This window comes from Shewanella mytili, from assembly GCF_046765975.1.
GTDB lineage: Bacteria > Pseudomonadota > Gammaproteobacteria > Enterobacterales > Shewanellaceae > Shewanella > Shewanella mytili.
In genome coordinates this window covers 1-23,934 of sequence record NZ_JBKOUD010000022.1, presented here as the reverse complement: position 1 = coordinate 23,934, position 23,934 = coordinate 1, and the positions used below count along the sequence as shown (strand labels likewise).

Sequence of the window (23,934 nt, the reverse complement as noted above, 5' to 3'; positions counted from 1 at the left end):
ATAACATACGCGCCCTTCACAGAGCACCGAGGATAAGAGTCAAAAATGCCATTTGCTTTAGGTCAACGCTGGATAAGTGATACGGAATCAGAGCTTGGATTAGGAACAGTTGTACAGTTGGAAGGCAGAATGGTCACCCTGCTGTTCCCGGCGACGGGAGAGAACCGTATTTTCTCCCGCAATGATGCCCCGCTCACCCGCGTGATCTACAACCCCGGAGACAAAGTGAAAAGCCATGAAGGCTGGACACTGGAAATCCAGCAACTGGATGAACATGACGGACTGGTATGCTATCACGGCACCAATGCGGAGACAGGAGAAAGCGTCACCCTGCGGGAAACCATGCTGGATCACAACATCCGCTTTAACAAACCCCAGGATCGCCTGTTTGCCGGGCAGCTTGACCGGATGGATCGCTTCGGGGTGCGTTATCAGGCCCAGCGCCTGCGTCACCATTTGGCCACCTCGGAATTACTGGGCTTACAGGGCCCACGGGTGGGTTTGATCCCCCACCAGTTATGGATTGCCTCGGAAGTGGGTCAACGTCATGCCCCAAGGGTGTTGCTGGCCGATGAAGTGGGGCTTGGCAAAACCATTGAAGCCGGTCTTATCATTCATCAGCAGTTAATGACCGGCCGGGCAGAGCGAGTATTGATTCTGGTACCCGACACCTTGCGCCATCAATGGCTGGTGGAAATGCTGCGCCGTTTCAACTTGCGCTTTGCCGTATTTGATGAAGAGCGCTGCGTAGAAGCCTATGCGGATCACGACAACCCCTTCTATAGCGAGCAACTGGTGATTTGCTCGCTGGATTTGCTCAAGCAAAAACGCCGGCTGGAGCAGGCACTGGATGCGGACTGGGATCTGCTGGTGGTGGATGAAGCCCACCATCTGGAATGGGCAGAAGACAAACCCAGCCGGGCCTACAAGATTGTGGATGCCCTGGCGCAAGTGATCCCGGGGGTATTACTGCTCACGGCCACACCGGACCAGTTGGGGCACGAAAGCCACTTTGCCCGGTTGCGACTGCTGGACCCCAACCGCTTTTACGACTATCAGGCCTTTCTTAAAGAAGAAGACGATTACCGTCAGGTGGCCAGCGCCGCCGAAGCCATTGCCAGCGGCAACAAACTGCCCGACGATGCCATTGCCCTGCTCGCCGAGCTGTTGGCCGAAAAAGACATCATGCCGGCGGTTAAGTTAATCCAGGCCGATAATGTGGATGAAGAACAGCAGCAACAAGCGCGGGATGAACTGCTGCAGCAACTGCTGGATCGCCACGGCACCGGCCGGGTACTGTTCCGTAACAGCCGTGCCTCCGTCAAAGGCTTCCCACAGCGTATTTTCCATGCCTACCCGCAACAGATGCCGGCCCAGTATCAAACCGCCATGCGAGTGGCATTGATGATGAACCGCAACCTGCCAACGGAGGCCCAGGCTCGGTTGGTACTGACGCCGGAAAAACTCTACCAGCAGTTTGATGAGCAATCCGCCGCCTGGTGGAAGTTCGACCCGCGGGTAGACTGGCTGATTGACTTCTTGAAAACCCACCGCAGCAAAAAAGTGCTGATCATCACCTCCCAGGCCGCCACGGCATTGAGTCTTGAAGAGGCGCTGCGCACCCGGGAAGGTATTCTCACCACCGTATTCCACGAAGGCATGTCGATTATCGAACGCGACAAGGCCGGCGCGTTTTTCGCCCAGGAAGAAGGCGGCGCCCAAGCGCTCATCTGTTCAGAAATCGGCTCTGAAGGGCGCAACTTCCAGTTTGCCAGCCAGTTGGTGCTGTTTGACTTACCCCTTAACCCGGATCTGCTGGAGCAACGCATCGGTCGTCTGGATCGCATCGGCCAGCAGCATGATGTGCACATTCACCTGCCCTACATTGCCGACTGCGCCCAGGCACGCTTGCTGGACTGGTATCATCAGGGGCTTAATGCCTTTGAGCAGACCTGTCCGGTGGGGCACATTCTGTTCAAGGAGTTTGCCCAAGAGCTGTTACCCCTGTTAAGCGATGCCGACGATGAGGCCATGACCCAGCTGCTGAACCACACCCGCAGCCGTTACAAGGAATTGAAACAAGCCATGGAGCAAGGGCGGGACAAGCTATTGGAGCTCAACTCCAATGGCGGCGACCGTGCCAAGGCGCTGGTATGGCGTTTGGCGGAAATGGATAACGATACCCAGCTGATTGGCTCGGTGATCCGGCTGTGGGACATCATCGGCATCGATCAGGAAGACAAGGGCGAAAACACCATCATCCTGCGTCCCAGCGAGCACATGATGTTCCCCAGTTATCCCGGCTTGCCGGAAGATGGCATTACCGTGACCTTTGAGCGTAATACCGCGCTGTCCCGTGACGATATTGCGCTGATAACCCAGGAGCACCCACTGGTGCAGACCGGGCTTGACCTCATCACGGGTTCCGATACCGGCACCACCTGTGTGGCACTGCTGAAAAACAAGGCACTGCCGGCAGGCACGCTGTTTTTGGAGCTTATCTATATTGCCGATGCCTCCGCGCCGAAATCCAGCCAGTTGTTCCGTTACCTGCCATCCACGCCCATTCGGGTATTGCTGGATAAGGACGGCAACGATCTGGCCACCAAAGTGAGCTACGAGCAATGGGATAGGCAGCTGAGCCCGGTTAACCGCCATATCGGCAGCAAGTTGGTGAATGCCTCGCAAACCCTGCTGCATCCGCTGCTGGCCAAAGGGGAGCAACACGCCGCAACCACCATGAATGAATTGCTGGCCCAAGCCAGGCAACAGATGGAATCGCAGCTCCATGGTGAGCTGGAGCGCCTGGAAGCACTGCAAACCGTCAACCCCAACATCCGCGATGAAGAGCTGGACTTCCTGCGCCAGCAGATGAGTGAGCTTCACGGTTATCTGGATAACTGCCAGTTACGACTGGATGCCATCAGGCTGGTGCTGGTCAGCCACGTGTAAACCGTAACCGGTTGTCCGCCTTCACATCAGGCCCGCCATTGCGGGCCTGTTTCATGTGCAAGCAAAACAAACGCCGTCAGCGCCATGGGTTCCGGGCGGATTGTTGTTTATAATGCCGTTTTTCTTCAGCGGGAATGGGTCTTCATGTTGTTATCACCGCGCCTGGCACTGAAATGGCTGGGCACCATGAGCTGGTTGATGGCGTTGTTGTACAGCAACATGGTCAGCAGCAAAGCCGCCCCACTGCCCCCGCTTGCGGCCGATAACCAACAGCCCAGCCAAATCCAGATTGACGGCAAAGGGGTGCTGGTGCTGACCCGTGAATGGCAATATCGCCTGCATCGCGGCAGCGTGATTATCATCCCGCCCCCCGGTACTGACGCCCGCGCGCAGGGATTGCCGGGCTATCTGGCGCGGCAGTTAAGTGTTTTGGGCTGGAGCACCTTCAGTCTGACACCGCCCCCTGCGGCCCCCAAGCTCAACTTCACCACCTCGGTGGCTGCCGTTAATGAGGCCGGGAACGGTCAGATGCACGATACCGGCAATCAGCTCACCCGCCAGCGCAGTGATGGCGACTGGCAGCAATTGCAACAACGCCAGCAGCATTACCTGCAGCAGGGCCTTGCCCAATTGCAAACATCCGCCCAGGCGTTTACCGGCAAACAACTGCTGGTGGCCATTGGCCCTTCCGGCCCGTTACTGATGCAGTTATTACAGCAGCAGCAACTGCAGGCGCCGGATTTGCTGGTGCTGATCAATCCTTACACCGAACCCACCGCCGCCAATGACAAGCTTGCGGCGCTTTTGGGGCAACTGGCATTTCCCGTGCTGGATATTCAGTCACCGGATGCCAATCCGGCCTCATTAGGCACGCGCCAGCAGCGGCTGCAAGTGTTGGAAAGCCACCCGGAGCGTCACTCCAGGCAGCAACTGCTGGCGCTGGATTTAACCCAGCAAAGTGCCTATGAGCGCTGTTTGCAACTGATCAACCAGATGGGCAGCGCCATGCTTCCCGCGCCTGCGCTTATGAGCCCAAACCAACAGCCGTAACACCTGATGGCACTAGGTGTAGCCTTTATCACAACACGTCCAGCCAATAAAAATGGGAGCATTCACATGCTCCCATCAAACCTTGCCAGCTGACGGCCATTACCGCCGTCTGGGGAAAGGGGTTATTCCGAAATACGGCGCACACTGCCGCCAAGGCCGCTGAACTTATCTTCAATATGCTCATAACCTCGGTCAAGATGATAGATGCGATCCACCACCGTGGTGCCTTCTGCCACCAAACCGGCAATGACCAGACTGGCCGAGGCCCGCAAGTCAGTGGCCATCACCTGAGCGCCATTGAGCACTTCACGCCCATGAATGATGCAGGTATTGCCTTCCAGCTCCATGCTGGCGCCCATGCGGTTAAGCTCAGGCACATGCATGAAGCGGTTTTCAAAGATGGTTTCAGTAATGCTGCCAATGCCTTCTGCCAAGGCGTTAAGCACACAGAACTGCGCCTGCATATCGGTAGGAAAGCCTGGATAAGGCATGGTTTTCAGGCTGACCGCATTGGGGCGCCGGCCTTTCATGTCCAGCTCAATCCAGTCCTTGCCCACGGTAATTTCCGCCCCGGCTTCCTGCAACTTGGCCAGTACCGCTTCCAGTGTTGTAGGGTCGGCATCCAGACAGCGGATACGCCCGCGGGTCACCGCCGCCGCCACCAGGAATGACCCGGTTTCGATGCGATCCGGCATTACCCGGTAATGGCAGCCATGAAGTGTTTCCACCCCTTGAATGCGGATGGTGGCGGTGCCAGCCCCTTCAATATGGGCCCCCATGGCAATCAGGCAGTTGGCCAAGTCAATGACCTCCGGCTCCCTTGCGGCATTTTCCAACACGGTTTCACCCTCAGCCAAGGCAGCTGCCATCAGCAGGTTTTCCGTGGCGCCCACGCTAACCATCTCCATGAAGATGTGAGCGCCCTTGAGGCGGCCGTCAGCACGTGCCTTGACATAGCCCTCTTTCACCTCGATGTGGGCGCCCATCGCTTCCAGCCCCTGCAGATGCAGGTTAACGGGCCGGGCACCAATGGCACAGCCGCCGGGCAACGACACATCCGCCGCGCCGTAACGGGCCAGTAACGGCCCCAGCACCAAAATGGATGCCCGCATGGTTTTCACCAGATCATAGGGGGCACAAAAGTCGTTGATGCCTTTGGCATTAATCAGCACCACGCCATTGTCTTGCTGGGTAACCTCGGCGCCCAGACAACGCAACAGCTTGCAGCTGGTACTCACATCCCGCAGATTCGGCACATTGGCCAGCACCACAGGGTCTGCTGTCAGTACCCCCGCCATCAAAATCGGCAAGGCCGCATTTTTAGAACCGGAAATCACGACAGTACCGGCAAGTGGACCACTTGCCTGAATGGTTAATTTATCCACGTTACGTCTCTACTACACTGGCATGTTGAAGATCTTTTCACGCTGCCATTGTGCAGGAGTAAAAGTCTTGATACTGAGGGCGTGCATTTCGCCACTGGTGATGCGGTCCATCAACGGGGCGTAAATGGCCTGCTGCTGCTTGATTTTGCTCAGGCCGTCAAAACAATCACCCACGGCAACAATGTTAAAATGGGTGCCATCCACGGTGACATAAATCTCCGAGAGCGCGAGGGCCTCACGTAAAATAGTTTCCAGCTCTTGTGTATCCATCAGCAATATTTACCTTGTAGGCGTTGATTACTCAGTAAAAAAATCCTGTAAGTCATACAGGTCTATCAAACGTTTAACTTGGGTAGCGGGATGACTCAGCTGCAGCGTTGTCGGTTGCTGGCTGAGCAGCTCCATTAAAAAGGCGATGCCCGCACTGTCGCTGTAGCTCAGTTCCTGTAAATCCAGCGTTCGGGTGCCTTCTGCCAGCAACTGTTTGCGTTGTGCCCAGAGCTGTTTGACATCGTCCTGTCCCAGTCGGCCCACAAGCTGGCAGCAATCCCCCTGTTGCTTGAATTCTATCACAGTGCATCCTTACCCTGAGGTGCATTAAAATCGATATGAATGTTTCCCTTCTCCTGCAACAGGGTAATCACCGCATCGATGCCTTTTTGGCGAACCATGGCGGTCACTTCCGACTGTTTGGAGCTGAGCAGGCTCACGCCTTCGGCCACCATGTCAAAGGCTTTCCAGGTACCGTCTTTGAGGCGACGGACTTTAAACTCCAGCTTGATGGGCGGCCGGGTGGCATCCACAATCTGCACGCCCACATCGACCATGCGCTCGGAGGCAAAATCCCGCGCCTTGGCAAACTGCACGGTTTGATCCGTATACGCGGTAAAAGCCTGGGCGTAAGTGGCAATCAGATAACTTTCAAAGGCGGTCACAAAGGCGTTGCGCTGCGCCTTGGTGGTTTCCTGCAGGTATGGGCCAAGCACCTTGTAAGCCGCATAACGGGCATCCACATAGGGCATCAGCTCTTCTGACACAATGGTTTTCAGGTGATCCGGCTCGGCCTTTATCTGGCTTTGATCCTGCTTGAAGCGGTTAAAGGTCTGGTCAGCAACCTCTTTAATCATCTCGTAAGGATTTTGGTACTGCTTGATGACCGGGGCTGCCTGGGTCATTGCCGGTAACAGCAAGCACAGCGCCGCCAAGGTACTGATTAATCGTTTCAACATTACAGACTCCCTATTACTTGTCCTTTGAACCCATGCTGTAGAGCAACTGTCCGATAAGATCTTCCAATACCAGCGCTGAGTGTGTGTCATAAATCCGATCGCCATCTTGCAAAATGGCAATGTCATCATCCATAAATCCCGGTGTCAGCCCCAAAAACTGCTCGCCCAGCAAACCGGATGTCAACACGGACAAACTGCTGGTTTCCGGAAAATTGTTGTAGCGTTTATCCATGGTGAGAGTCACCAGCGGCGACATTTTTTTCGCATCCAGGGTGATGTTGCTAACCCGTCCGACAACCACCCCTCCCACTTTCACCGGGGAGCGCACCTTAAGACCGCCGATGTTGCTGAATTCAGCTGTCAGCGTGTAAGTGGCACTGGATGTTTGCACCTCAACATTGGCAACTTTGTAAACCAACACCAAAAATGCGGCCATCCCCGCCAATAAAAACATTCCCACCAAGAATTCAATTTTTCTTGTCAACATAATCAGTTACCAAAGTTAAACAGCCATTATCCGTTAGTTACCAAACATCAGTGCGGTTAACACAAAATCCAGTGCCAGCACTGCCAAGCTTGCTTGCACCACGGTTTGCGTGGTGGCCCGGCTGATGCCTTCCGGGTTGGGGATCAGATGATAACCGCGATAAAGCGCTATCCAGGTCACCACCCAAGAGAATACAAAACTTTTAATCAGGCAATTTACAATATCTTGTCGCCACTCTACCGCCGCCTGCAAAATGGACCAGAAAGCGCCATCATCAATGCCTTTCCATTGCACGCCCACCAGATACCCGCCGTAAATGCCCACGGCGGTAAACATCATGGCCAGTAACGGCATACTGATGAACCCGGCCCAGAATCGCGGTGCAATCACCTGCCGCAACGGATCGATGGCCATCATCTCCATGCATGACAGCTGTTCGGTGCTTTTCATCAGCCCCAGCTCGGCCGTCAAGGCGGAGCCGGCGCGGCCGGCAAACAGCAAGGCGGTCACCACCGGCCCCAACTCACGCAGCAAACTCAGGGCCACCAAGGGGCCAAGGCTCTGCTCCGTGCCAAAATCCACCAAAATGGTATAGCCCTGCAAGGCCAGTACCATGCCGATGAACAAGCCGGAGACCAGAATGATCACCATGGACTGCACGCCCACCACATAAATCTGCTTGATCAGCAGCGGCAATCCCTTACGGGGACGGGGCCATTGTATTAATGACCCCCACAACAGCAATCCGGCTTGTCCCAAGCCGTAAACCAGCCCCAGGGCATTATGCCCAAGAGCGGCAATCCCATCAGTCAGCCGCACCCAATAACTCCTTCTGATAATCCATCGCCGGGTAGTGAAACGGTACCGGGCCATCCGGTGCACCATCAAGGAACTGGCGCAGTTGCGGATTGTCGGCATTTCGCAGCTGCTCAGGCGTGCCCTCGGCAATAATGCGTTTGTCGGCAATGATGTAAACGTAATCGGCGATACTGAGCACCTCGCCCACATCGTGAGACACCACCACGGACGTCAGCGCCAGGGCGTCCGACAGCTCACGGATCAGTTTTACCACCACCCCCATGGAGATGGGGTCCTGTCCGGCAAACGGCTCATCGTACATCACCATTTCCGGTTCCATCACGATGGCTCTGGCAAGGGCAGCCCGGCGCTGCATGCCGCCAGAAAGCTCGCTGGGCATCAATGAGGCGGCGCCCCGCAGGCCTACGGCTTCCAGTTTCATCAACACAATGCGGCGGATAATCGCTTCCGGCAATCCCGAGTGTTCCCGCAAGGCAAAAGCCGTGTTGTCAAACACGTTCATATCGGTAAACATGGCGCCGCTTTGAAACAACATGCTCATGCGCTTACGCACTTCAAATAACTCGTTGCGGGAAAGCTTATGAATATTCTTGCCCTCAAACAGCACTTCGCCGCCATCAGGGGTCAACTGCCCACCGATTAATTTCAGCAGGGTGGTTTTGCCAATGCCGCTTGGCCCCATGATGGCCGTCACCTTGCCTTTGGGGATACTGAGACTGATGCCGTCATACAGCAAGCGTGAGCCTCGGCTAAAACGGAGGTCCTTCACTTCAACCAGTGCGGTCGGTGTTTGGCTCATGTTTGATTCCAGTTCTAAAAATTCCTGTTAGAGATGGGCGGGATTGCTGCTTGCCGCATCATGTCACTGCAGATATCCATGTGCCTGCATCAGGGTGACAAGTCACGGATGATTGTGGATCATGTTAGTTGTGCCAATCTGAACTATTCCTGAACAGCCGATATTCCAGCTAATATCAGTAATAAGCGGTAAATTGTACGCAAACAGATTATTGCACACAACCGGCATGCCGGAGCGGCACCCTACCCTTTCAATTTGCAAAAAATACAGCGACAATGCCCGCCGATGGAAAATGTTGCGGATGATACCCGTTAACGCTGCGGTGTCAAAGGCCGGGAAGCACCAGAAATTTTTGCAAAAAAAAGATATAACTCAATCACTTTGGTGCCGATGATTGCTGCAATGGACGACAAGGTTAACGCCGGTTTTTATGGAAACGGGCATCCTGCAGTCATCAAGGCTGCGGTGAATAAATACCGCCTGGCAAGCCGGACAACGACCGTGTTATCGGGCAGTTCCCGGACATTAATGTTGCAAATATTGTACTAATGCCCGGTATCGGCGCATTTTTTATCGCAATATGCCCTGATATGGCAGGCAACATCAGCTGCAGCCGTATGTGGCGTTAGGTATTGAATCAAGTATTGATATATCGCAGCACCGGCACTGACAGAACACTTTATGCTGCCACGGATAATCCGCACGCCTCACCGATGAGATAACAGCCTGCGGCAATGGGGATTTAAGGCAAAGCATGGCACATGGATGCGCACATAAGCTAAGGGCATGAATGCCACCGCCCCGACAAGCCCCCGTCATGGCACGCCATGATGAGTCACGAGGATGGCGCTTGCGGTATACCACCGTAAGATGACCAGCGGGGACGGGCAATAAAAAGATGACAGAGAGAAAGATATGACAGATTCAAATCAGTTGCGCCAGTGGGGACGCAAAGTCATTGATATCGAAAAACAAGCCTTGGATAACCTGTATCAATACGTAGACTCTCCCGAGTTTGCCCAAGCCTGTGACATGATTTACCGCTGCCAGGGCAAAGTGATTGTAATGGGCATGGGCAAATCCGGCCATATCGGCAACAAGATTTCCGCCACGCTGGCAAGTACCGGCACCCCGGCATTTTTCGTTCATCCCGGCGAGGCCAGTCATGGCGATTTGGGCGTGCTGAGCGAAAACGACATTGTCTTGGCCATCTCCAATTCCGGGGAGGCCCATGAAATTCTCACCCTGATACCGGTGATTAAACGCCAGGGGATCCCAATGATCGCCATGACCGGCAATGCCCAATCCACCATGGCCAAACTGGCACAGCTGCATTTGTGCATCCATGTACCGGAAGAGGCCTGTCCGCTGGGACTAGCGCCCACTTCCAGCACAACCGCCACTCTGGTCATGGGCGATGCCCTGGCCATTGCCCTGCTGCAAGCCAAAGGCTTTACCAAAGATGATTTCGCCCTGTCCCACCCCGGCGGTGCGCTGGGTCGCAAGTTATTGTTGAAAGTTGACAACATCATGCACAAAGGGGCGGATATTCCGCTGGTGCCACACGATATCTGCATCACGGATGCCCTTTATGAAATCTCCAAAAAAGGGCTGGGCATGACCGCCATCGTGGATGGGGACAACACGCTTATGGGGATTTTCACGGACGGTGATTTACGCCGGGTCATTGATGCTGACGTGAATCTGCGCACCACCAAAATTGCCGAAGTGATGACGCCAAACTGCATTACCGCCACGGCCAATATCCTGGCGGCAGAAGCCTTGAAAATCATGGACGATCACAATATCAACGGGTTGATTGTGGTCGATGGCCAACACCGGCCGGTGGGTGCCCTTAACATGCTGGATATGGTCAACGCGGGAGTGATGTAATGAGTCATGAGGGATTTTATGGCCCGATAGCGGCACCGGTATGGCAAGCGGCCCAGCAGGTTCGCCTGCTTATCTGCGATGTGGATGGCGTTTTTTCCGATGGCCGCATCTATCTTGGCAACAACGGTGAAGAGCTCAAAGCCTTCCATACCCGGGATGGCTATGGTATCAAGGCATTGCTGAATGCCGGCATCCAGGTGGCCGTTATCACCGGCCGCCAATCCAGCATTGTGGAAAACCGCATGAAGGCGTTGGGAATTCCTCATATTTTCCAGGGCATTGACGACAAACTTGCACCTTTTCGCTGGCTGCTGCAGCATTACCAGCTGCAACCTGAGCAAGTGGCCTATATCGGCGATGACATGGTGGACTTGCCTGTCATGCAGCAGGTGGGGCTTGGAGTCTGTGTGGCCGACGGTCACCCCAGGGTCAAACAGCTGGCACAGCTGGTAACCTACCTCAATGGTGGTCACGGCGCCCTGCGGGAATTGGCTGATCTGTTACTTTTGAGTCAGGATAAAATCAACCACGCACATGGCATGAGCATATGAATAAAGTCACGCTGGCAATCATTGCATTTTTTACCGCGGCCGTGCTCTTGTACTGGCAGATCCAGCACAAGCGCAATACCCAGGAAAATCCCCAGACTAGCGTGACGGAACAACCCGATTACGTCGCTGACGATCTTCACAGCGTCAGCTACGATGTCAATGGGATGATTGCCAGCCGTGTTACCGCCAAGCACATGGAACACTACGAACAGCACGACCGTACCGTGTTTACCAACCCGGTATACTGGATATTCCCGGATAACGGCCAAGCCGAATGGCGCATGACAGCCAAGCAGGGGTTGCTGGAAAAACGCAGCAACAAGGTCGTGTTACAAAATAATGTTATCATTGATGCCATCAGTCCCACAGAACCCATACAATCCATCAGTACCAGTTATCTGGAGTTGGATCTTGGCAGCATGATCATGACCTCTGACCGCCACATTCAGGTTAACGGCCAGGATTTCAACATCACGGGTCAGGGGCTTTACGCCGACCTGAATGCTCAACAGGTAAGGCTGCTTAGTCAGGTAAAAGGAACCTATGAAACCAAATAAGCTTTTTCTCGGTGCACTCTTGTCTCTGGCCAGCCTGTCGGCAGCGGCCATCGATAACGACCTGTTGCAACAAGTCAAGATTAATGCCGATACCCAAGATGCCGACATCAAAAACAAGCAGGTGGTGTACGTCGGCCATGTGACCGTGACCCAAGGCTCCATGAAACTCACCGCCCAGGAGCTCAACGCCTCCAATACCGACAAAAACGGCGAGCGCATTTTGGTGGCCAAAGGCTCACCTGCCACCTTTCGCAAGCAACTGGAGGATGGTCGTATCGCCAACGCCAGTGCCAACGAAATACACTACCACATCAACAAACGGGTACTGACACTCATCGGCAACGCCAAAGTGGAACAAGACGGCAGCCTGTCCACCGCTGAGAAAATCGTCTATGACCTGGAAAACCAGCAACTGCAGGCCACCAGCAGCGGTCATGGCAACGACCGGGTAACCACGGTCATTCAACCGGATAATTACCAACAAGATGGCAAAACCGGCCCCCGGCAGGAGCAGCAATGAGTAACACCCTGATCGCCCAGAATCTCGCCAAGAGCTACAAAAAAAGAATGGTGGTCAAAGATGTCAGCCTGGCGGTAAAAACCGGGCAGATTGTGGGCTTGCTCGGCCCCAATGGCGCAGGAAAAACCACCACCTTTTACATGGTAGTAGGGCTTATCCAAAGCGAAAAGGGCCGGATTTTCATTGATGAAGATGAACTGACCTTGGCACCCATGCACATACGTGCCCGCAAAGGCATCGGTTATCTGCCCCAGGAAGCCAGTATTTTTCGCAAACTCACCGTGCGGGACAACATCATGGCCGTACTGCAGATCCGCAAGGATCTGGATAAAAACGGCCGGGAAGAACAGCTGGAGCAACTCCTTGAAGAGTTTCACATCACCCACATCCGCGACAGCTTCGGCATGTCCCTCTCCGGTGGGGAACGGCGCCGGGTGGAGATTGCCAGAGCACTGGCTGCCGATCCCAAGTTCATCTTGCTCGATGAGCCGTTTGCCGGGGTGGACCCCATCTCGGTGATTGACATCAAGAAAATCATCGAACAGCTGCGCTCCCGGGGTTTAGGGGTGCTGATTACCGATCACAATGTGCGCGAAACACTGGATGTCTGCGAACATGCTTACATTGTGAGCCACGGGCAACTGATTGCAGAAGGCACCCCCACCGAGATCCTCGATAACCAGCAAGTGCGCGCAGTGTACTTGGGTGAACAATTCAAGCTATAGTAAACAACAAACACCGGCCTTTATCGTTAAGGGCTTTAAATAAAAAAAGTTTTTTAATGCACAACAGGATGTAGGGGTAAGCGGTAACATGAAGACGTCACTCCAGTTAAAACTGGGTCAACAACTGACCATGACACCACAACTGCAGCAGGCCATCCGCCTGTTGCAGCTGTCGTCACTGGAGTTACAACAGGAAATTCAGCAAGCGCTGGAGGCTAATCCACTTCTGGAGACAACCGAAGACAACCAGCTCGCCGACAACAGCGAAAATGCGGATGCCTCCCTGGATGACACCCCGGCCACAGCAGACGTTGCCGACAGCTCTACCGTGGAAACCCCTGAGGCCCTCACCAACGAATCCCTGCCCGAAGAACTGCCCATGGATACCACCTGGGATGAAGTGTTCACGGCGGCACCGGCGGTCAGTGCCGGCCCGCTGCGGGATGACGACACGCCCTTTCAAGGGGAAACCAGTGAAGGCTTGCACGAACATCTGGAATGGCAGAAAAATCTTACCCCGTTTTCTGAAACCGATGGGGCCATTGCCACCGCCATCATTGAAGCCATTGACGATCAGGGCTACCTGACCCAAAGCACCGAGGAAATCCTCGAAGCCATGGGCGACCCGGAAATCGAGCTGGCAGAAATCGAAGCCGTGCTAAAACGTGTGCAACATTTTGATCCTGTTGGCATTGCAGCCAAAGACTTACAAGAGTGCCTGTTAATCCAGCTGGCACAATTTGCTGCCGACACGCCCCATCTGGAAAATGCCGTGATGTTGCTGAGCCAGTATCTTGACCTGATTGCCAGCAAAGACTACCGCACCTTGATGCGCAAAACCCGCCTCAAGGAAGACGAGCTGCGCGAAGCCATAGCCCTTATCCAGACCCTTAACCCGCGCCCTGGCCTGCTGGTGCAACCCCAGGATGAAGAATATGTCATTCCGGATGTCAGCGTCTGGAAGAAAAACGGCCGCTGGGTGGTGGAACTCAACCCGGACTGCATGCCCAAACTCAGCATCAACCAGCAATATGCCGCCATGGCCCGCAGCGCCCGCAGCCAGTCCGACAGCCAATTCATTCGCGGTCATCTGCAGGAAGCCAAATGGTTTATCAAGAGTCTGGAGAGCCGCAACGATACCCTGCTCAAAGTGGCCAACTGCATCGTGCAGTTTCAGCAAGGCTTTTTTGAATACGGCGAAGAAGCCATGAAACCCATGGTACTGAACGATATAGCCCTGGCGGTGGACATGCATGAATCCACCATTTCCCGGGTTACCACTCAAAAATACATGCACACCCCCCGCGGCATTTTTGAGCTCAAGTATTTCTTTTCCAGCCACGTGGGCACTGAAGACGGCGGCGAATGCTCATCAACCGCCATCCGGGCATTCATTAAAAAGCTGGTGGCAGCTGAAAACCCCAAAAAGCCCCTCAGCGACAGTAAAATGGCACAGCTTCTGGCTGAGCAGGGGATCAACGTGGCCCGGCGTACCATCGCCAAATATCGCGAAGCCATGATGATCCCGCCTTCAAATCAACGTAAGAGTTTGTAAAGCCAATGACCCCATGGAGGAGACCGCTATGCAGATTAATCTGGCAGGCCATCATATTGAGATCACTGACTCTCTGAAAAGCTATGTGGAGGGTAAATTTGCAAAACTTGAACGCCATTTCGAACAGATCAATAATGTGCGCGTTGTACTCACTGTGGAAAAAGACACACAACGAGTCGAAGCCAAGCTAAATCTGAACGGTGGTGAGGTGCATGGCACCGCGGAACATAGTGACATGTACGCCGCCATCGACGCTCTGATTGATAAATTGGATCGTCAGGTCATTAAATACAAAGAAAAGCTGACAAAATACTCATGATGGAACTTAGTACCGTCCTGCGGCCGGAGTGTACCGCCTGCGCCACACCCGGCAGCAAGAAAAAGGTATTGGAGCTCATCAGCGAACTCGCGGCGACCCAGTATCCAAACCTGTCATCCCAAGCCATTTTTGAAAGCCTGTTGGCCAGAGAAAAAATGGGCAGCACCGGTATCGGGAATGGCATTGCCATTCCCCATGGCCGACTGCCAGACATCACCGCCCCCATTGCGGTGCTGGTGAAATGTGACGAACCGATTGCTTTTGATGCCATTGACAATCAACCGGTAGACATCCTGTTTGCCTTGGTGGTGCCGGCAGATCAATGCCAGCAACACCTGAGCACGCTATCGGCCATGGCCGAAAAACTCAGTGACAAACAGGTGCTCAAGCAATTGCGCAAGGCCACCTCACAAGCAGAACTGTATCAGGTGATCAACGGATGAAACTGGCCATTGTCTCCGGGCGCTCCGGGTCAGGAAAATCTGTGGCGTTACGGGTTCTGGAAGACATGGGTTACTACTGTGTGGACAACCTGCCCCTGCCCATGATTGGCAGCTTGCTGGACAACCTGCGCGGCAGTAACGAGCTGGTGGCCATTAGCGTGGATGTGCGCAACCTGCCCAATCAGGACAAGGTGCTCGAAAGCCAGCTGGAAAAACTGCCGCAAAACACCGAGGTGATAAGTTTCTTCCTTAACGCCTCGGATAAAGTGCTGCTGAAACGCTACAGCGAAACCCGGCGTCTACACCCCTTGTCCAAGAGCAAAATCTCCCTGAAAGATGCCATCGAGCAGGAAGGCAAGTTACTCATGCCCCTGTCGCAACTGATGGATCACTACATCGACACCTCCGCCCTCAATATTTATGAGCTGAGCGATGCCGTGCGGGAAATTCTGCTGGGCAGTGCCACCAAAGAGCTGGTGATCAACTTTGTCTCCTTTGGTTTTAAATACGGTTTGCCCACAGAAGCGGACTTTGTGTTTGATGCCCGTTTCTTGCCCAATCCCCACTGGGAACCCCAGCTGCGGCCGTTTACCGGACTGGACGAACCGGTACGGGAGTTTCTTAACCGCCAGCCGCTGGTGAATAAATTCATCTGGCAAATAGAAAACCTGCTGGATACCTGGCTGCCCCATCTGGAACGCAATAACCGCAGTTATCTGACCGTGGCCATTGGCTGTACAGGCGGCAAGCACCGCTCTGTATACGTGACGGAACAATTGGCCAAACGTTTTTGCGACAGCAAACATAAAGTGCAGGCGCGCCACAGGGAACTGGAAAGTGGCCAGAATTGAGCGGGAAGTCACCATTCTCAACAAACTCGGGTTACATGCCCGGGCGGCAACTAAACTGGCAGTATTGGCCAATGAGTTTGATGCCAACATCCTTTTGGTCCAGGGGCAAAAACAGGCATCCGCAGCCAGCGTGCTGGGGTTGCTGATGCTGGAAACCGGCATGGGCAAAAAAATCCGTTTGATTGCCGATGGCCCGGATGCAGAACCGGCCATGGAAGCCATCTGCAATTTGATTAACGCCCGTTTTGACGAAGCCAGTTAACCGCTGACGGCGTCAGGCGCATTTTCCCCAGTGCAGAATTGACAAAGAGGGAACATGGCTGCGGACACTCCAAAGCAAGCTGACACCGCAGAACTGCTCGAGCGCCTCAACCAAGCGCTGGATAGCGGCCGCTTAGTCTATATTCGCCACCTGCTGCGGCAGATGGCGCCTTCCGATATCGCCCACATTCTTGAATCCTCCCCGCCCAAAAACCGCAACATGCTGTGGCAGTTAATCGACCATGAAAACAGCGGTGAAATCCTCGAAGAGCTGGGCGAAGAGATGAAAGATCAGCTCATCTGCATGATGAGCCCCAAACACCTGGCCCAAGTGACCGCCGGCATGGATACGGATGATCTGGCCTATGTGCTGCGCAGCTTGCCGGACTCCCTCTATCGGCAAGTATTGCAGGCCATGAGCGTACAAGACCGCGCTAGGGTGGAACAGGCCCTGTCTTACCCGGAAGACACCGCCGGCAGCCTGATGAATACCGATACCGTGGTTATCCGGCCGGATGTCACCATTGCAGTGGTATTGCGTTACTTGCGGCAACGCAAAGCCCTGCCGGAGGCAACCGACACCCTGTATGTCGCCGACAGGCGCAACATATTGCAAGGCGGCATTACGCTGGCCCAGTTACTGACCAATCCGCCCAGCAGCACCATAGGCAGTCTGATGAATGCCCAACTGGAAGCGGTGCCGGTGAATCTCAGTGCCAGTAAAACCGCCCAGCGTTTTGCCCGGCATGACTGGCTGTCGGCACCCGTGGTAAACAGCGAGGGCAAATTGCTGGGGCGCATCACGGTCGATGATGTGGTGGATGTTATCCGCGAAGACGCCGAGCACTCCATGATGGGCATGGCCGGCATGGATGATGATGAAGATACGTTCGGCCCCATTGTCAAAAGCACCCTGCGCCGCACATCGTGGCTGACCATCAGCCTTTTCAGCGCATTACTGGCCGCTTCGGTATCCAACATGTTTGAAGGCACCCTGGAGCGCCACGCCACCGTTGCCATTTTGATGACCATCGTGCCCAGCATGGGCGGCGTGGCCGGCAATCAAACGCTGGCGCTGGTGATCCGCGGCATTGCACTGGGGCAGCTTGATAAACGCAACACCCGCTGGTTGGTGGGCAAAGAGCTGATCATCGGCTTGCTCAATGGCATTATCTGGGCCGGGCTGATTTTTACTGCCGTATGGCTGTGGAAAAGCGATATTACCCTGGCCTTGTTAATTGCCGGCGCCATACTGATAAACCTTACCGTGGCAGGCCTGGCCGGGGCATCCATTCCGGTGGTGCTGAAAAGACTGCGCGTGGACCCGGCGCTGGCCGGCAGCATGGTGCTTACCACCATCACCGATGTGATAGGCCTGTTCGCCTTTCTTGGATTAGCCACCCTCTTTTTGGGAAGCTGACCGCTCGAGGACATCCAGCGCAGGCTTGCCCTTTCCCAGACACATGCTCCAGTCTTTTCCCAGGCAAAACCTGGATGTTTAACATTGGCAACTACTGAGTTGGGCAAGCATTACCCGGCGTGACAGTCGGCCAAAAGCGACATGCACGCACGGGCTTGATGCCAGTCAAGGAAGCGATAATGCCTTACTGTGGCAAAGGGCTCAGGACTATTTCTACCCGGCGGTTTTGCGCCCGTCCGGCAGCATTGCGGTTGTCAGCCACGGGATGGGCTTCACCCGCCCCTTGCATCACCACCCGTTGGCCGGCAACGCCCCGTTGGATCAAGTAATTGCCCACGGATGATGCCCGCACCTGGGACAGCCTCAAGTTATAGGCGGCAGAGCCGCTGCTGTCGGTATGGCCGATAACATTCAGCTGGGTTTTGGGGTATTCCTTGGCCACCATGGCCACGCTGTCCAGCACCTGCATGGCACCGGCGCTCAAATCGGTTTTGTCTACCTGAAAAGTGATCTCGTTAGGCATATTCAGGATGATGTTCTCACCGCTGCGGCTGACGCTGACGCCGGAGGCGGACAATTGTTGACGCAGTTTCGCTTCCTGAACATCCATGTAGTACCCGGCGCCGCCCCCAACTGCAGCCCCGGAGGCTGCGCCAATCAATGCGCCTTTGCCCCGGTCATGCTTGCTTGATGTTGCCACCCCCACAATGGCGCCGGCGGCAGCACCTATCAGGGCGCCACTGGTGGCTTTTGAGGTTTGTTGCTCATTGGTGTAGGGGTTAACCGTGGTGCACCCGGCAGCTAAAAACAATACCAGTGCCGAAGCGGTTAGCGGCATGATTGCCTGTTTGTTCATGGGAAAGCTCCTGCTATTAAGCCAATTTGTTTATGTATTTCAGTATATAACCATCCATGGCTAAGACAACGCCCTATCAGCGGCTTCTCCCGCGATTTCCCGGGCCATTCAGGCGGGATTCAGTAAGCCATGACAAGGCATTTTCCCCGCAGCGGGCTTGGCCCTCAACGCACCAAAGTAGTGCCGACTGCACTTTGATGGAACGCCACAACGGTGGCATCATTTTTAAAAATTTTTGTATCTATTTGATTTTAAACTTTAAAAATTATTTAAAAAAAGTGGCACAGTTCTTACATATAGTATCTTTAGTATATCGGTGATGCAGGAGGTAACGATGAAAATCATGTCTTACTTTTTCCAACGCTGCCGTAGTTACTGGCAAAGCTACCAACACCTCGGCGTAAGCCAGTGGGATGTGGAATAGCTCGGTAAAATGGTTATCAGGTAACACGGAGCTCAAATGGAAATGACAGAATACATGCGGCGTCAGGCCGTCAGTGAAGTCACTCACCACGGGCGATTGTTGTGTGATGTAGCCCGGCAGTACGGACTCAGCACCAAATCCTTGTACCTGTTAGTACGGCAAAGCGAATCTGACAATCAATCCTCAGCCCCATGGCTGCAGCGCTTGTCGTCTGCCATTGCACAACTGAACGCCAGGATTTTTAACTGAAGTTTCGACAAGTTTGAGCTGAACAACCTTTGTTATCGCCCCCAACGATAGAAAAAGTGTGCTCCCCCAATTTTGCGCTTTTCTAGGTTCATTCTTGTCATTTTTATTCCGTAACCGGTCACGGATGACGGGTGGCAAGGCAAGGATGCTGTTGCCAAGGTTTCGACATGGGTGGGCTGAACATATTTGTTATCGCCCCCAACGATAGGAATGTGCAAATAATAAAAACAATGCGCAAATTCTAAGCTCGCCCATGTCGTTTTTTATGCTGGTGGCGCAGCCCTCATGGCTGTGCCGCATCCTTTACCGCCAGGCGCGGGTCATCTCCCGCTTACCCAATGCCCCAGGATAGGCTTTCACGGTAAAACCCACGGCTTTCAAATCCCGCTTAAACTGCCCATTGGCGCAATAGGACACCAGCATGCCCTGAGGCTGAAGCGCTTGATAACATTTGGCAAAATTTTCCCGCTGCCACACTTCCGGCTGTTTATGAGGGGCAAAGGCATCAAAATACACCAGGCTGAACTGCTGCGCGGGCAACGGCTGTTGCTGCAGGGTGTTTTGACATTTGGTCAGCCAGAATCCCGGAATGATTTCGGTGGCCTGCTCCCAGGGGGCATCATGCAGCGCGTCAAACAATGGGGCGTAACAGGGAGCCAGCAACTGCTTGTAATTAAGGCGCTCAAGCAGCGGCCGCGCTAACGGAAAAGGCTCAATGCTCAGATAATGCACCTGCAATACGGGTTGATTGGCGGCCTGGCGTTGTTGGTTCAACGCCTGTATATACCCTAAGGTTAACAGCGCATTAAGGCCGGTACCAAAGCCCACTTCCAAAATGGCCGGGGCGGTGAAAGTCTTGAGATTTTCCGCCAGTCCGGCATCAATAAACACATAACGAGATTCTGCCAGCGCCCCTTGATGGGAATGATAGGTTTCATTCAGCGCTGCGTTAAATAAAGTGTGTGACCCATCATCGGTCACCTGTAATGTCACCGTATCCATTGCAATCAAAAATCATGTCCAAGTGCCGGCAATTATCCGGCGCGAGCCCCGCCTGCTGCAAGTACTGTTTGACGCTTGGCCCGCGGCAAGTGCGCCAGAAGCCCTACCATTTTTCAATGATGCCTTTTTAGGGATGCCCACCTGTTGCCGTGTTCCCTACAGGGGTTGCGCAGATAAGTTACCAATGGTAACATTCAGGTAAATTACTAATGGTAACTTGTGTTCAGCAATGTTACGTCCCCTCGTAACCAAGTGTGTGAGGGCGATGCGGCCCTTGGCAGGCAGCGCAGTATTGACTGCGGTGAATGCCGGTACATCACCCACAGCCCATGCGGTCACAACATTGCTGGACACCACCTTTAACAAGGTGTGGATGCCATGGGGTAATGACCGTGGTTATTGTAAATACGACACGCTATTGAGATTTCCTCTCATAGCAGTAACAGGAGTAGTTTCAATGGAAAGACTGACCAAATGCACACTGGAAAATGCCGATGCGTTAGCCAAGCCCATTCTGCAAGAGATCAAGGCTAAATATGGTGTTATCCCCAACTTTTTTTCAGCGCTGGGGATCTCTGGTGCAGTGATGCAGGGGTATCTGGCCTTTGAACAAACCATCGAGGATCACTGCCTTTTGAGCGAAGCCCAACGCGAGCTGATTTCACTGGCAGTGGGTAACTATAACGGTTGCCATTATTGTGTCAGTGGCCATACATTCTCCAGCAAACATGCAGGCTTAACAAAAGCGCAATGCGTGTTGGCCCAACAGGGCAAAGCTGAAGATCCCACCGATCAGATACTGCTGGATACCGCGCTGTCCATCATGAAGCACAAGGGCCAATTGCCTGACAGCCAGATTGCCGCCTTTAAAGAGGCCGGGCTGAGTGAACAGCTGCTGATGCAGGTGTGTGCCTGGACCGGCATCAACAACTTCAGCAACTGGGTCAACAATATTGTGCAGCCCAAAATCGACTTCCCAAAAGTTGAACTGCAACAGTATACTGCCTGACAGTAAACTTCCCGAAAGCGGCAATCTTATTGCCGCTTTTTTGTCAGTGCCACACCATAACAGGAGCCATTGTGACCAAAAGAATGCTCAAAGATCAACGCCGCCAACAACTACTCACACTGGCCCGGGAGATGGTAAGCCAGCAAGGTGCGGGCAGCCTGACACTGAGCACACTGGCACAAAAAGCCGGCGTAACCAAACCGGTCACTTACCGCCATTTTCACACCAAAGAAGGGCTTTTGTCTGAACTGTACCGCTTCTATGACACCCAATTTATTGAGTCGGTAAAACAGGCCAAACAGCAACAATGCAACTCGCTCAGCGCACTGATTGAGCTGGTCTGTCACGGTTATATTGACTGCGCCTTGCGCTGCGGCAGTGAGTATGAATCGATTATCGCCGCCCTGCAGGGATGCGAGGCCTTTAGTGCGTTAAGTCATGATATCCGCAACCACTACGCCGAATTTTACGCCGAACTGTTTGGCGAATATCTGCCGCCCAGTGCCCAGGACAATAAACTGCTGTTTTATGCGGTACATGGCGCCATTGATGAGATTGCCAACGCCGTGGCCTGCGGTGATGCGGATAAAACGGCGGCAGTTAGTAGCCTGCGGGTGATTATCGCCAATATTTTGCAAAGTGCGTCCGGCATTAATCATGGTTAAAGCATGATTAATGCCGCACCTGCCCTAGCACCCAATCCGGCAAATAGCGGCTCCCTGCCCCAGCATCACCTTAAGTGTTATCGCCTTTATCCATATTAGGGGCATCCCCTGTGCCGGTTAACGGGTTTTCTGAAACGCCAGGCGGGGCGTACCATCTGCCACATAAATGATGCCGCAATGGCAGTAACCGTTTTTCTCCAACACCCGCAGCATGGGCAGGTTATGTTGGTGGGTATCAATGCGCATATTGCCGCATTGTGCAAAACACCATTGCAGGCAGTAACTGGCAATCCCCTTTTTGCTGCTGTGCACGGCTATCCGGTGCAATACCCCATAGGGCTTTTCGTTAAGCCAATGGCCGTTTTCAATGCGCTGATAAGTGGGGTCCTGCTCCTTTGCATAATAAAACGTGGCAATAATGGCACCATCATCCACACACACATAACAGTTGCCTTGTGCAATCCCTGCACTGATCAGCGACTGTTGGGGATAGCCATTGGCCCACTGTCCGCCATTACCATTGGCATTCATAAAGGCTCTGGCATGTTGGTAAATTTCCATTACCCGGGGTAAATCCGCCGGGGTGGCTTTGATGATTTGCAAGGGTGGGATCTCACGTTATTTAATGCTGCCAAGAACGGCAGATTATCATTATTGGCGGTTTTCCAACAATGCAGAACATGCCTGGTAACAATTGATACGCCTAAAGGCTTGGTTTTCATCGCTGGTGATTGCCGGTAAAGTATCAACGTAATGCAGGTTTTGAGCCTGACAATCCAGATAGAGGAGCATGACAAGGAATGTATATGACAGCCAACCAGAATGCCCTGAGGGCGGCGCTTTATATGCAGATGTTACTGGGGTTCATCCTTGCCTGTTTTGCTGCTGCCACGCTTGCTGACCCAGCGCTGGAGCCATTGCCCCACAACAGTCAGCGTGACATTGTGTTTCATGCCGTCATGGGGTTTTTGCTTATCTTCATCCCCATCTGTGGCGTGGCCTTTCTTTGTCTCAAGGAGTTGCAGCTGTTTATCCATGAAGACGCCAACCTCGGATTCAATACCCTGAATGCCGGGCTGATGCTGCTATTGATTGTTCCCCTGCCGCTGGCGGCTGTGCAGGCTTTTTTCATTCACAGGATAAAGCACGAGCAGGCACATCTCGACCACATGCCCCATTAGCCATGGTAATCCCCCCATTTTTAACGCCGCATTCAGCGGCTTGTCCGCTGCAATGCTTTGTTAAAAGCCGTTTGCCTTCCGAAGTGCAAGAAGGTCACAGCCAACTATTGCTTCGAGATGTTCAGTTATTTTTTCTGCACTCCAATCCCACCAAGCCATCTCTAAGAGCTCATTAATTGTACTATCATCAAATCGATATTTAATGACTTTGGCAGGATTGCCACCAACAACGCTGTACGCCGGGACATCAGCTGTCACGATAGATTTACTCGCTATTATTGCTCCATCGCCAACTTTGACTCCCGGCATAATTGTAGCTTCATAGCCGATCCAAACATCATTCCCAATTTCTGTATCGCCTTTGTAGGGTAGCTCCCCCTCTTTAGGCATGACCTTCTCCCAGCCGTTACCAAATATTTGGAATGGGTATGTCGAAAAGCCAGAAATTTTATGATTAGCGCCATTCATTATGAATTTTACGTCTTTTGCGATAGCGCAAAATTTCCCTATTATGAGCTTATCTCCAATAAACGGAAAATGATAAAGTACATTGCTCTCAAATCGCTCAGGACCTTCAGGGTCATCGTAGTAGGTATAGTCACCAACGATGATATTTTCAGAAGATATGTAATTCTTCAAATAGCCTACTTGGGGAAACCCCTTCATAGGTTCTTTATCTTCAGGACTTGGACCTTTCAAAATGCCTCCGATGTGTCTGTGACTTTTAACGCC

General features: G+C 53.5%; 28 protein-coding genes. 17 read left to right on the top strand and 11 right to left on the bottom strand.

What is annotated here, in order from left to right; genetic code table 11:
* The first annotated feature begins 45 nt into the window (after window positions 1–45).
* Both rapA and ACIDEJ_RS14900 read left to right on the top strand, forming a co-directional pair.
* Window positions 46–2,952, top strand: coding sequence for an RNA polymerase-associated protein RapA (rapA, locus tag ACIDEJ_RS14905; RefSeq protein WP_411988852.1), 2,907 nt, complete (start codon window positions 46–48; stop codon window positions 2,950–2,952).
* A 144-nt stretch (window positions 2,953–3,096) separates the two neighbouring features.
* Window positions 3,097–4,002 (top strand): DUF3530 family protein, encoded by a 906-nt coding sequence (locus ACIDEJ_RS14900; protein WP_411988851.1) that lies wholly within the window; start codon window positions 3,097–3,099, stop codon window positions 4,000–4,002.
* Between the two features lie 122 nt (window positions 4,003–4,124).
* On the opposite strand, the gene murA is transcribed toward ACIDEJ_RS14900, so the two are convergent.
* Genes murA through mlaF form a run of 7 tightly spaced genes read right to left on the bottom strand, consistent with a single transcriptional unit; the run spans window position 4,125 to window position 8,721 of the window.
* Window positions 4,125–5,387, bottom strand: a complete 1,263-nt coding sequence (gene murA / locus ACIDEJ_RS14895) for a UDP-N-acetylglucosamine 1-carboxyvinyltransferase (RefSeq protein WP_411988850.1) — start codon at window positions 5,385–5,387, stop codon at window positions 4,125–4,127.
* A gap of 12 nt (window positions 5,388–5,399) precedes the next feature.
* Window positions 5,400–5,657 carry a BolA family protein gene (locus ACIDEJ_RS14890; RefSeq protein WP_411988849.1) on the bottom strand — a complete coding sequence of 86 codons (258 nt, stop codon included), beginning with the start codon at window positions 5,655–5,657 and terminating at the stop codon, window positions 5,400–5,402.
* Window positions 5,658–5,684: 27 nt separating this feature from the next.
* Window positions 5,685–5,960 carry an STAS domain-containing protein gene (locus tag ACIDEJ_RS14885; RefSeq protein WP_411988848.1) on the bottom strand — a complete coding sequence of 92 codons (276 nt, stop codon included), beginning with the start codon at window positions 5,958–5,960 and terminating at the stop codon, window positions 5,685–5,687.
* Window positions 5,957–6,616 carry an MlaC/ttg2D family ABC transporter substrate-binding protein gene (locus ACIDEJ_RS14880; RefSeq protein WP_411988847.1) on the bottom strand — a complete coding sequence of 220 codons (660 nt, stop codon included), beginning with the start codon at window positions 6,614–6,616 and terminating at the stop codon, window positions 5,957–5,959. The genes ACIDEJ_RS14885 and ACIDEJ_RS14880 overlap by 4 nt, the downstream gene beginning before the upstream one ends.
* Before the next feature lie 13 nt (window positions 6,617–6,629).
* Window positions 6,630–7,103 carry an outer membrane lipid asymmetry maintenance protein MlaD gene (mlaD, locus tag ACIDEJ_RS14875; RefSeq protein WP_411988846.1) on the bottom strand — a complete coding sequence of 158 codons (474 nt, stop codon included), beginning with the start codon at window positions 7,101–7,103 and terminating at the stop codon, window positions 6,630–6,632.
* Window positions 7,104–7,136: 33 nt separating this feature from the next.
* The gene (mlaE, locus tag ACIDEJ_RS14870) at window positions 7,137–7,922 is read right to left on the bottom strand and encodes a lipid asymmetry maintenance ABC transporter permease subunit MlaE (protein WP_411988845.1); all 786 of its coding nucleotides are present in this window, start codon (window positions 7,920–7,922) and stop codon (window positions 7,137–7,139) included.
* Window positions 7,909–8,721: a phospholipid ABC transporter ATP-binding protein MlaF gene (mlaF, locus tag ACIDEJ_RS14865; RefSeq protein WP_411988844.1), complete on the bottom strand. Its 813-nt coding sequence runs from the start codon at window positions 8,719–8,721 to the stop codon at window positions 7,909–7,911. Before mlaF ends, mlaE begins: the two co-directional genes overlap by 14 nt.
* A 915-nt stretch (window positions 8,722–9,636) precedes the next feature.
* Here mlaF and ACIDEJ_RS14860 point away from each other — a divergent pair.
* The 11 genes from ACIDEJ_RS14860 to mgtE all read left to right on the top strand — a co-directional run bounded on the left by ACIDEJ_RS14860 (window position 9,637) and on the right by mgtE (window position 17,816).
* Entirely contained in the window at window positions 9,637–10,614 is a 978-nt protein-coding gene (locus ACIDEJ_RS14860; protein WP_411988843.1) for a KpsF/GutQ family sugar-phosphate isomerase, read from the top strand.
* Window positions 10,614–11,165, top strand: a complete 552-nt coding sequence (gene kdsC / locus ACIDEJ_RS14855) for a 3-deoxy-manno-octulosonate-8-phosphatase KdsC (RefSeq protein ID WP_411988842.1) — start codon at window positions 10,614–10,616, stop codon at window positions 11,163–11,165. The genes ACIDEJ_RS14860 and kdsC overlap by 1 nt, the downstream gene beginning before the upstream one ends.
* On the top strand, window positions 11,162–11,722 hold the full coding sequence (gene lptC, locus ACIDEJ_RS14850) for an LPS export ABC transporter periplasmic protein LptC (protein WP_411988841.1): 561 nt from the start codon (window positions 11,162–11,164) through the stop codon (window positions 11,720–11,722). The genes kdsC and lptC overlap by 4 nt, the downstream gene beginning before the upstream one ends.
* On the top strand, window positions 11,709–12,242 hold the full coding sequence (lptA, locus tag ACIDEJ_RS14845) for a lipopolysaccharide transport periplasmic protein LptA (RefSeq protein ID WP_411988840.1): 534 nt from the start codon (window positions 11,709–11,711) through the stop codon (window positions 12,240–12,242). Before lptC ends, lptA begins: the two co-directional genes overlap by 14 nt.
* On the top strand, window positions 12,239–12,967 hold the full coding sequence (gene lptB, locus ACIDEJ_RS14840) for an LPS export ABC transporter ATP-binding protein (RefSeq protein WP_411988839.1): 729 nt from the start codon (window positions 12,239–12,241) through the stop codon (window positions 12,965–12,967). The genes lptA and lptB overlap by 4 nt, the downstream gene beginning before the upstream one ends.
* A gap of 88 nt (window positions 12,968–13,055) precedes the next feature.
* The gene (locus tag ACIDEJ_RS14835) at window positions 13,056–14,522 is read left to right on the top strand and encodes an RNA polymerase factor sigma-54 (protein WP_411988838.1); all 1,467 of its coding nucleotides are present in this window, start codon (window positions 13,056–13,058) and stop codon (window positions 14,520–14,522) included.
* Window positions 14,523–14,550: 28 nt separating this feature from the next.
* The gene (gene hpf, locus ACIDEJ_RS14830) at window positions 14,551–14,841 is read left to right on the top strand and encodes a ribosome hibernation promoting factor (protein ID WP_411988837.1); all 291 of its coding nucleotides are present in this window, start codon (window positions 14,551–14,553) and stop codon (window positions 14,839–14,841) included.
* Window positions 14,841–15,284 carry a PTS IIA-like nitrogen regulatory protein PtsN gene (ptsN, locus tag ACIDEJ_RS14825; RefSeq protein ID WP_411988864.1) on the top strand — a complete coding sequence of 148 codons (444 nt, stop codon included), beginning with the start codon at window positions 14,841–14,843 and terminating at the stop codon, window positions 15,282–15,284. Before hpf ends, ptsN begins: the two co-directional genes overlap by 1 nt.
* On the top strand, window positions 15,281–16,135 hold the full coding sequence (gene rapZ / locus ACIDEJ_RS14820; RefSeq protein WP_411988836.1) for an RNase adapter RapZ: 855 nt from the start codon (window positions 15,281–15,283) through the stop codon (window positions 16,133–16,135). Before ptsN ends, rapZ begins: the two co-directional genes overlap by 4 nt.
* The gene (locus ACIDEJ_RS14815; protein ID WP_411988835.1) at window positions 16,122–16,397 is read left to right on the top strand and encodes an HPr family phosphocarrier protein; all 276 of its coding nucleotides are present in this window, start codon (window positions 16,122–16,124) and stop codon (window positions 16,395–16,397) included. Before rapZ ends, ACIDEJ_RS14815 begins: the two co-directional genes overlap by 14 nt.
* Before the next feature lie 54 nt (window positions 16,398–16,451).
* Window positions 16,452–17,816 (top strand): magnesium transporter, encoded by a 1,365-nt coding sequence (mgtE, locus tag ACIDEJ_RS14810; protein WP_411988834.1) that lies wholly within the window; start codon window positions 16,452–16,454, stop codon window positions 17,814–17,816.
* A gap of 184 nt (window positions 17,817–18,000) precedes the next feature.
* Here mgtE and ACIDEJ_RS14805 read toward each other — a convergent pair whose 3' ends face one another.
* Window positions 18,001–18,672: an OmpA family protein gene (locus ACIDEJ_RS14805; protein WP_411988833.1), complete on the bottom strand. Its 672-nt coding sequence runs from the start codon at window positions 18,670–18,672 to the stop codon at window positions 18,001–18,003.
* A gap of 460 nt (window positions 18,673–19,132) precedes the next feature.
* On the opposite strand from ACIDEJ_RS14805, the gene ACIDEJ_RS14800 reads away from it, so the two are divergent.
* Window positions 19,133–19,345, top strand: a complete 213-nt coding sequence (locus ACIDEJ_RS14800) for a transposase (protein WP_411988832.1) — start codon at window positions 19,133–19,135, stop codon at window positions 19,343–19,345.
* A 303-nt stretch (window positions 19,346–19,648) separates the two neighbouring features.
* Here ACIDEJ_RS14800 and mnmD read toward each other — a convergent pair whose 3' ends face one another.
* Window positions 19,649–20,347 (bottom strand): tRNA (5-methylaminomethyl-2-thiouridine)(34)-methyltransferase MnmD, encoded by a 699-nt coding sequence (gene mnmD / locus ACIDEJ_RS14795; protein ID WP_411988831.1) that lies wholly within the window; start codon window positions 20,345–20,347, stop codon window positions 19,649–19,651.
* A 457-nt stretch (window positions 20,348–20,804) separates the two neighbouring features.
* Between mnmD and ACIDEJ_RS14790 the strand changes: the two genes are divergently transcribed.
* Together ACIDEJ_RS14790 and ACIDEJ_RS14785 are read left to right on the top strand one after the other, a co-directional pair.
* On the top strand, window positions 20,805–21,356 hold the full coding sequence (locus tag ACIDEJ_RS14790; protein ID WP_411988830.1) for a carboxymuconolactone decarboxylase family protein: 552 nt from the start codon (window positions 20,805–20,807) through the stop codon (window positions 21,354–21,356).
* A gap of 71 nt (window positions 21,357–21,427) precedes the next feature.
* A complete protein-coding gene (locus ACIDEJ_RS14785; RefSeq protein WP_411988829.1) occupies window positions 21,428–22,021 on the top strand; it encodes a TetR/AcrR family transcriptional regulator in 594 nt (197 codons plus the stop codon).
* Window positions 22,022–22,138: 117 nt separating this feature from the next.
* Here ACIDEJ_RS14785 and ACIDEJ_RS14780 read toward each other — a convergent pair whose 3' ends face one another.
* Window positions 22,139–22,624 (bottom strand): GNAT family N-acetyltransferase, encoded by a 486-nt coding sequence (locus tag ACIDEJ_RS14780; RefSeq protein ID WP_411988828.1) that lies wholly within the window; start codon window positions 22,622–22,624, stop codon window positions 22,139–22,141.
* 203 nt (window positions 22,625–22,827) lie between these two features.
* Here ACIDEJ_RS14780 and ACIDEJ_RS14775 point away from each other — a divergent pair, with 203 nt between their 5' ends.
* Window positions 22,828–23,202 (top strand): hypothetical protein, encoded by a 375-nt coding sequence (locus tag ACIDEJ_RS14775; protein WP_411988827.1) that lies wholly within the window; start codon window positions 22,828–22,830, stop codon window positions 23,200–23,202.
* A 60-nt stretch (window positions 23,203–23,262) separates the two neighbouring features.
* Here ACIDEJ_RS14775 and ACIDEJ_RS14770 read toward each other — a convergent pair whose 3' ends face one another.
* Window positions 23,263–23,901: a Vat family streptogramin A O-acetyltransferase gene (locus ACIDEJ_RS14770; protein WP_411988662.1), complete on the bottom strand. Its 639-nt coding sequence runs from the start codon at window positions 23,899–23,901 to the stop codon at window positions 23,263–23,265.
* Window positions 23,902–23,934: the final 33 nt, after the last annotated feature.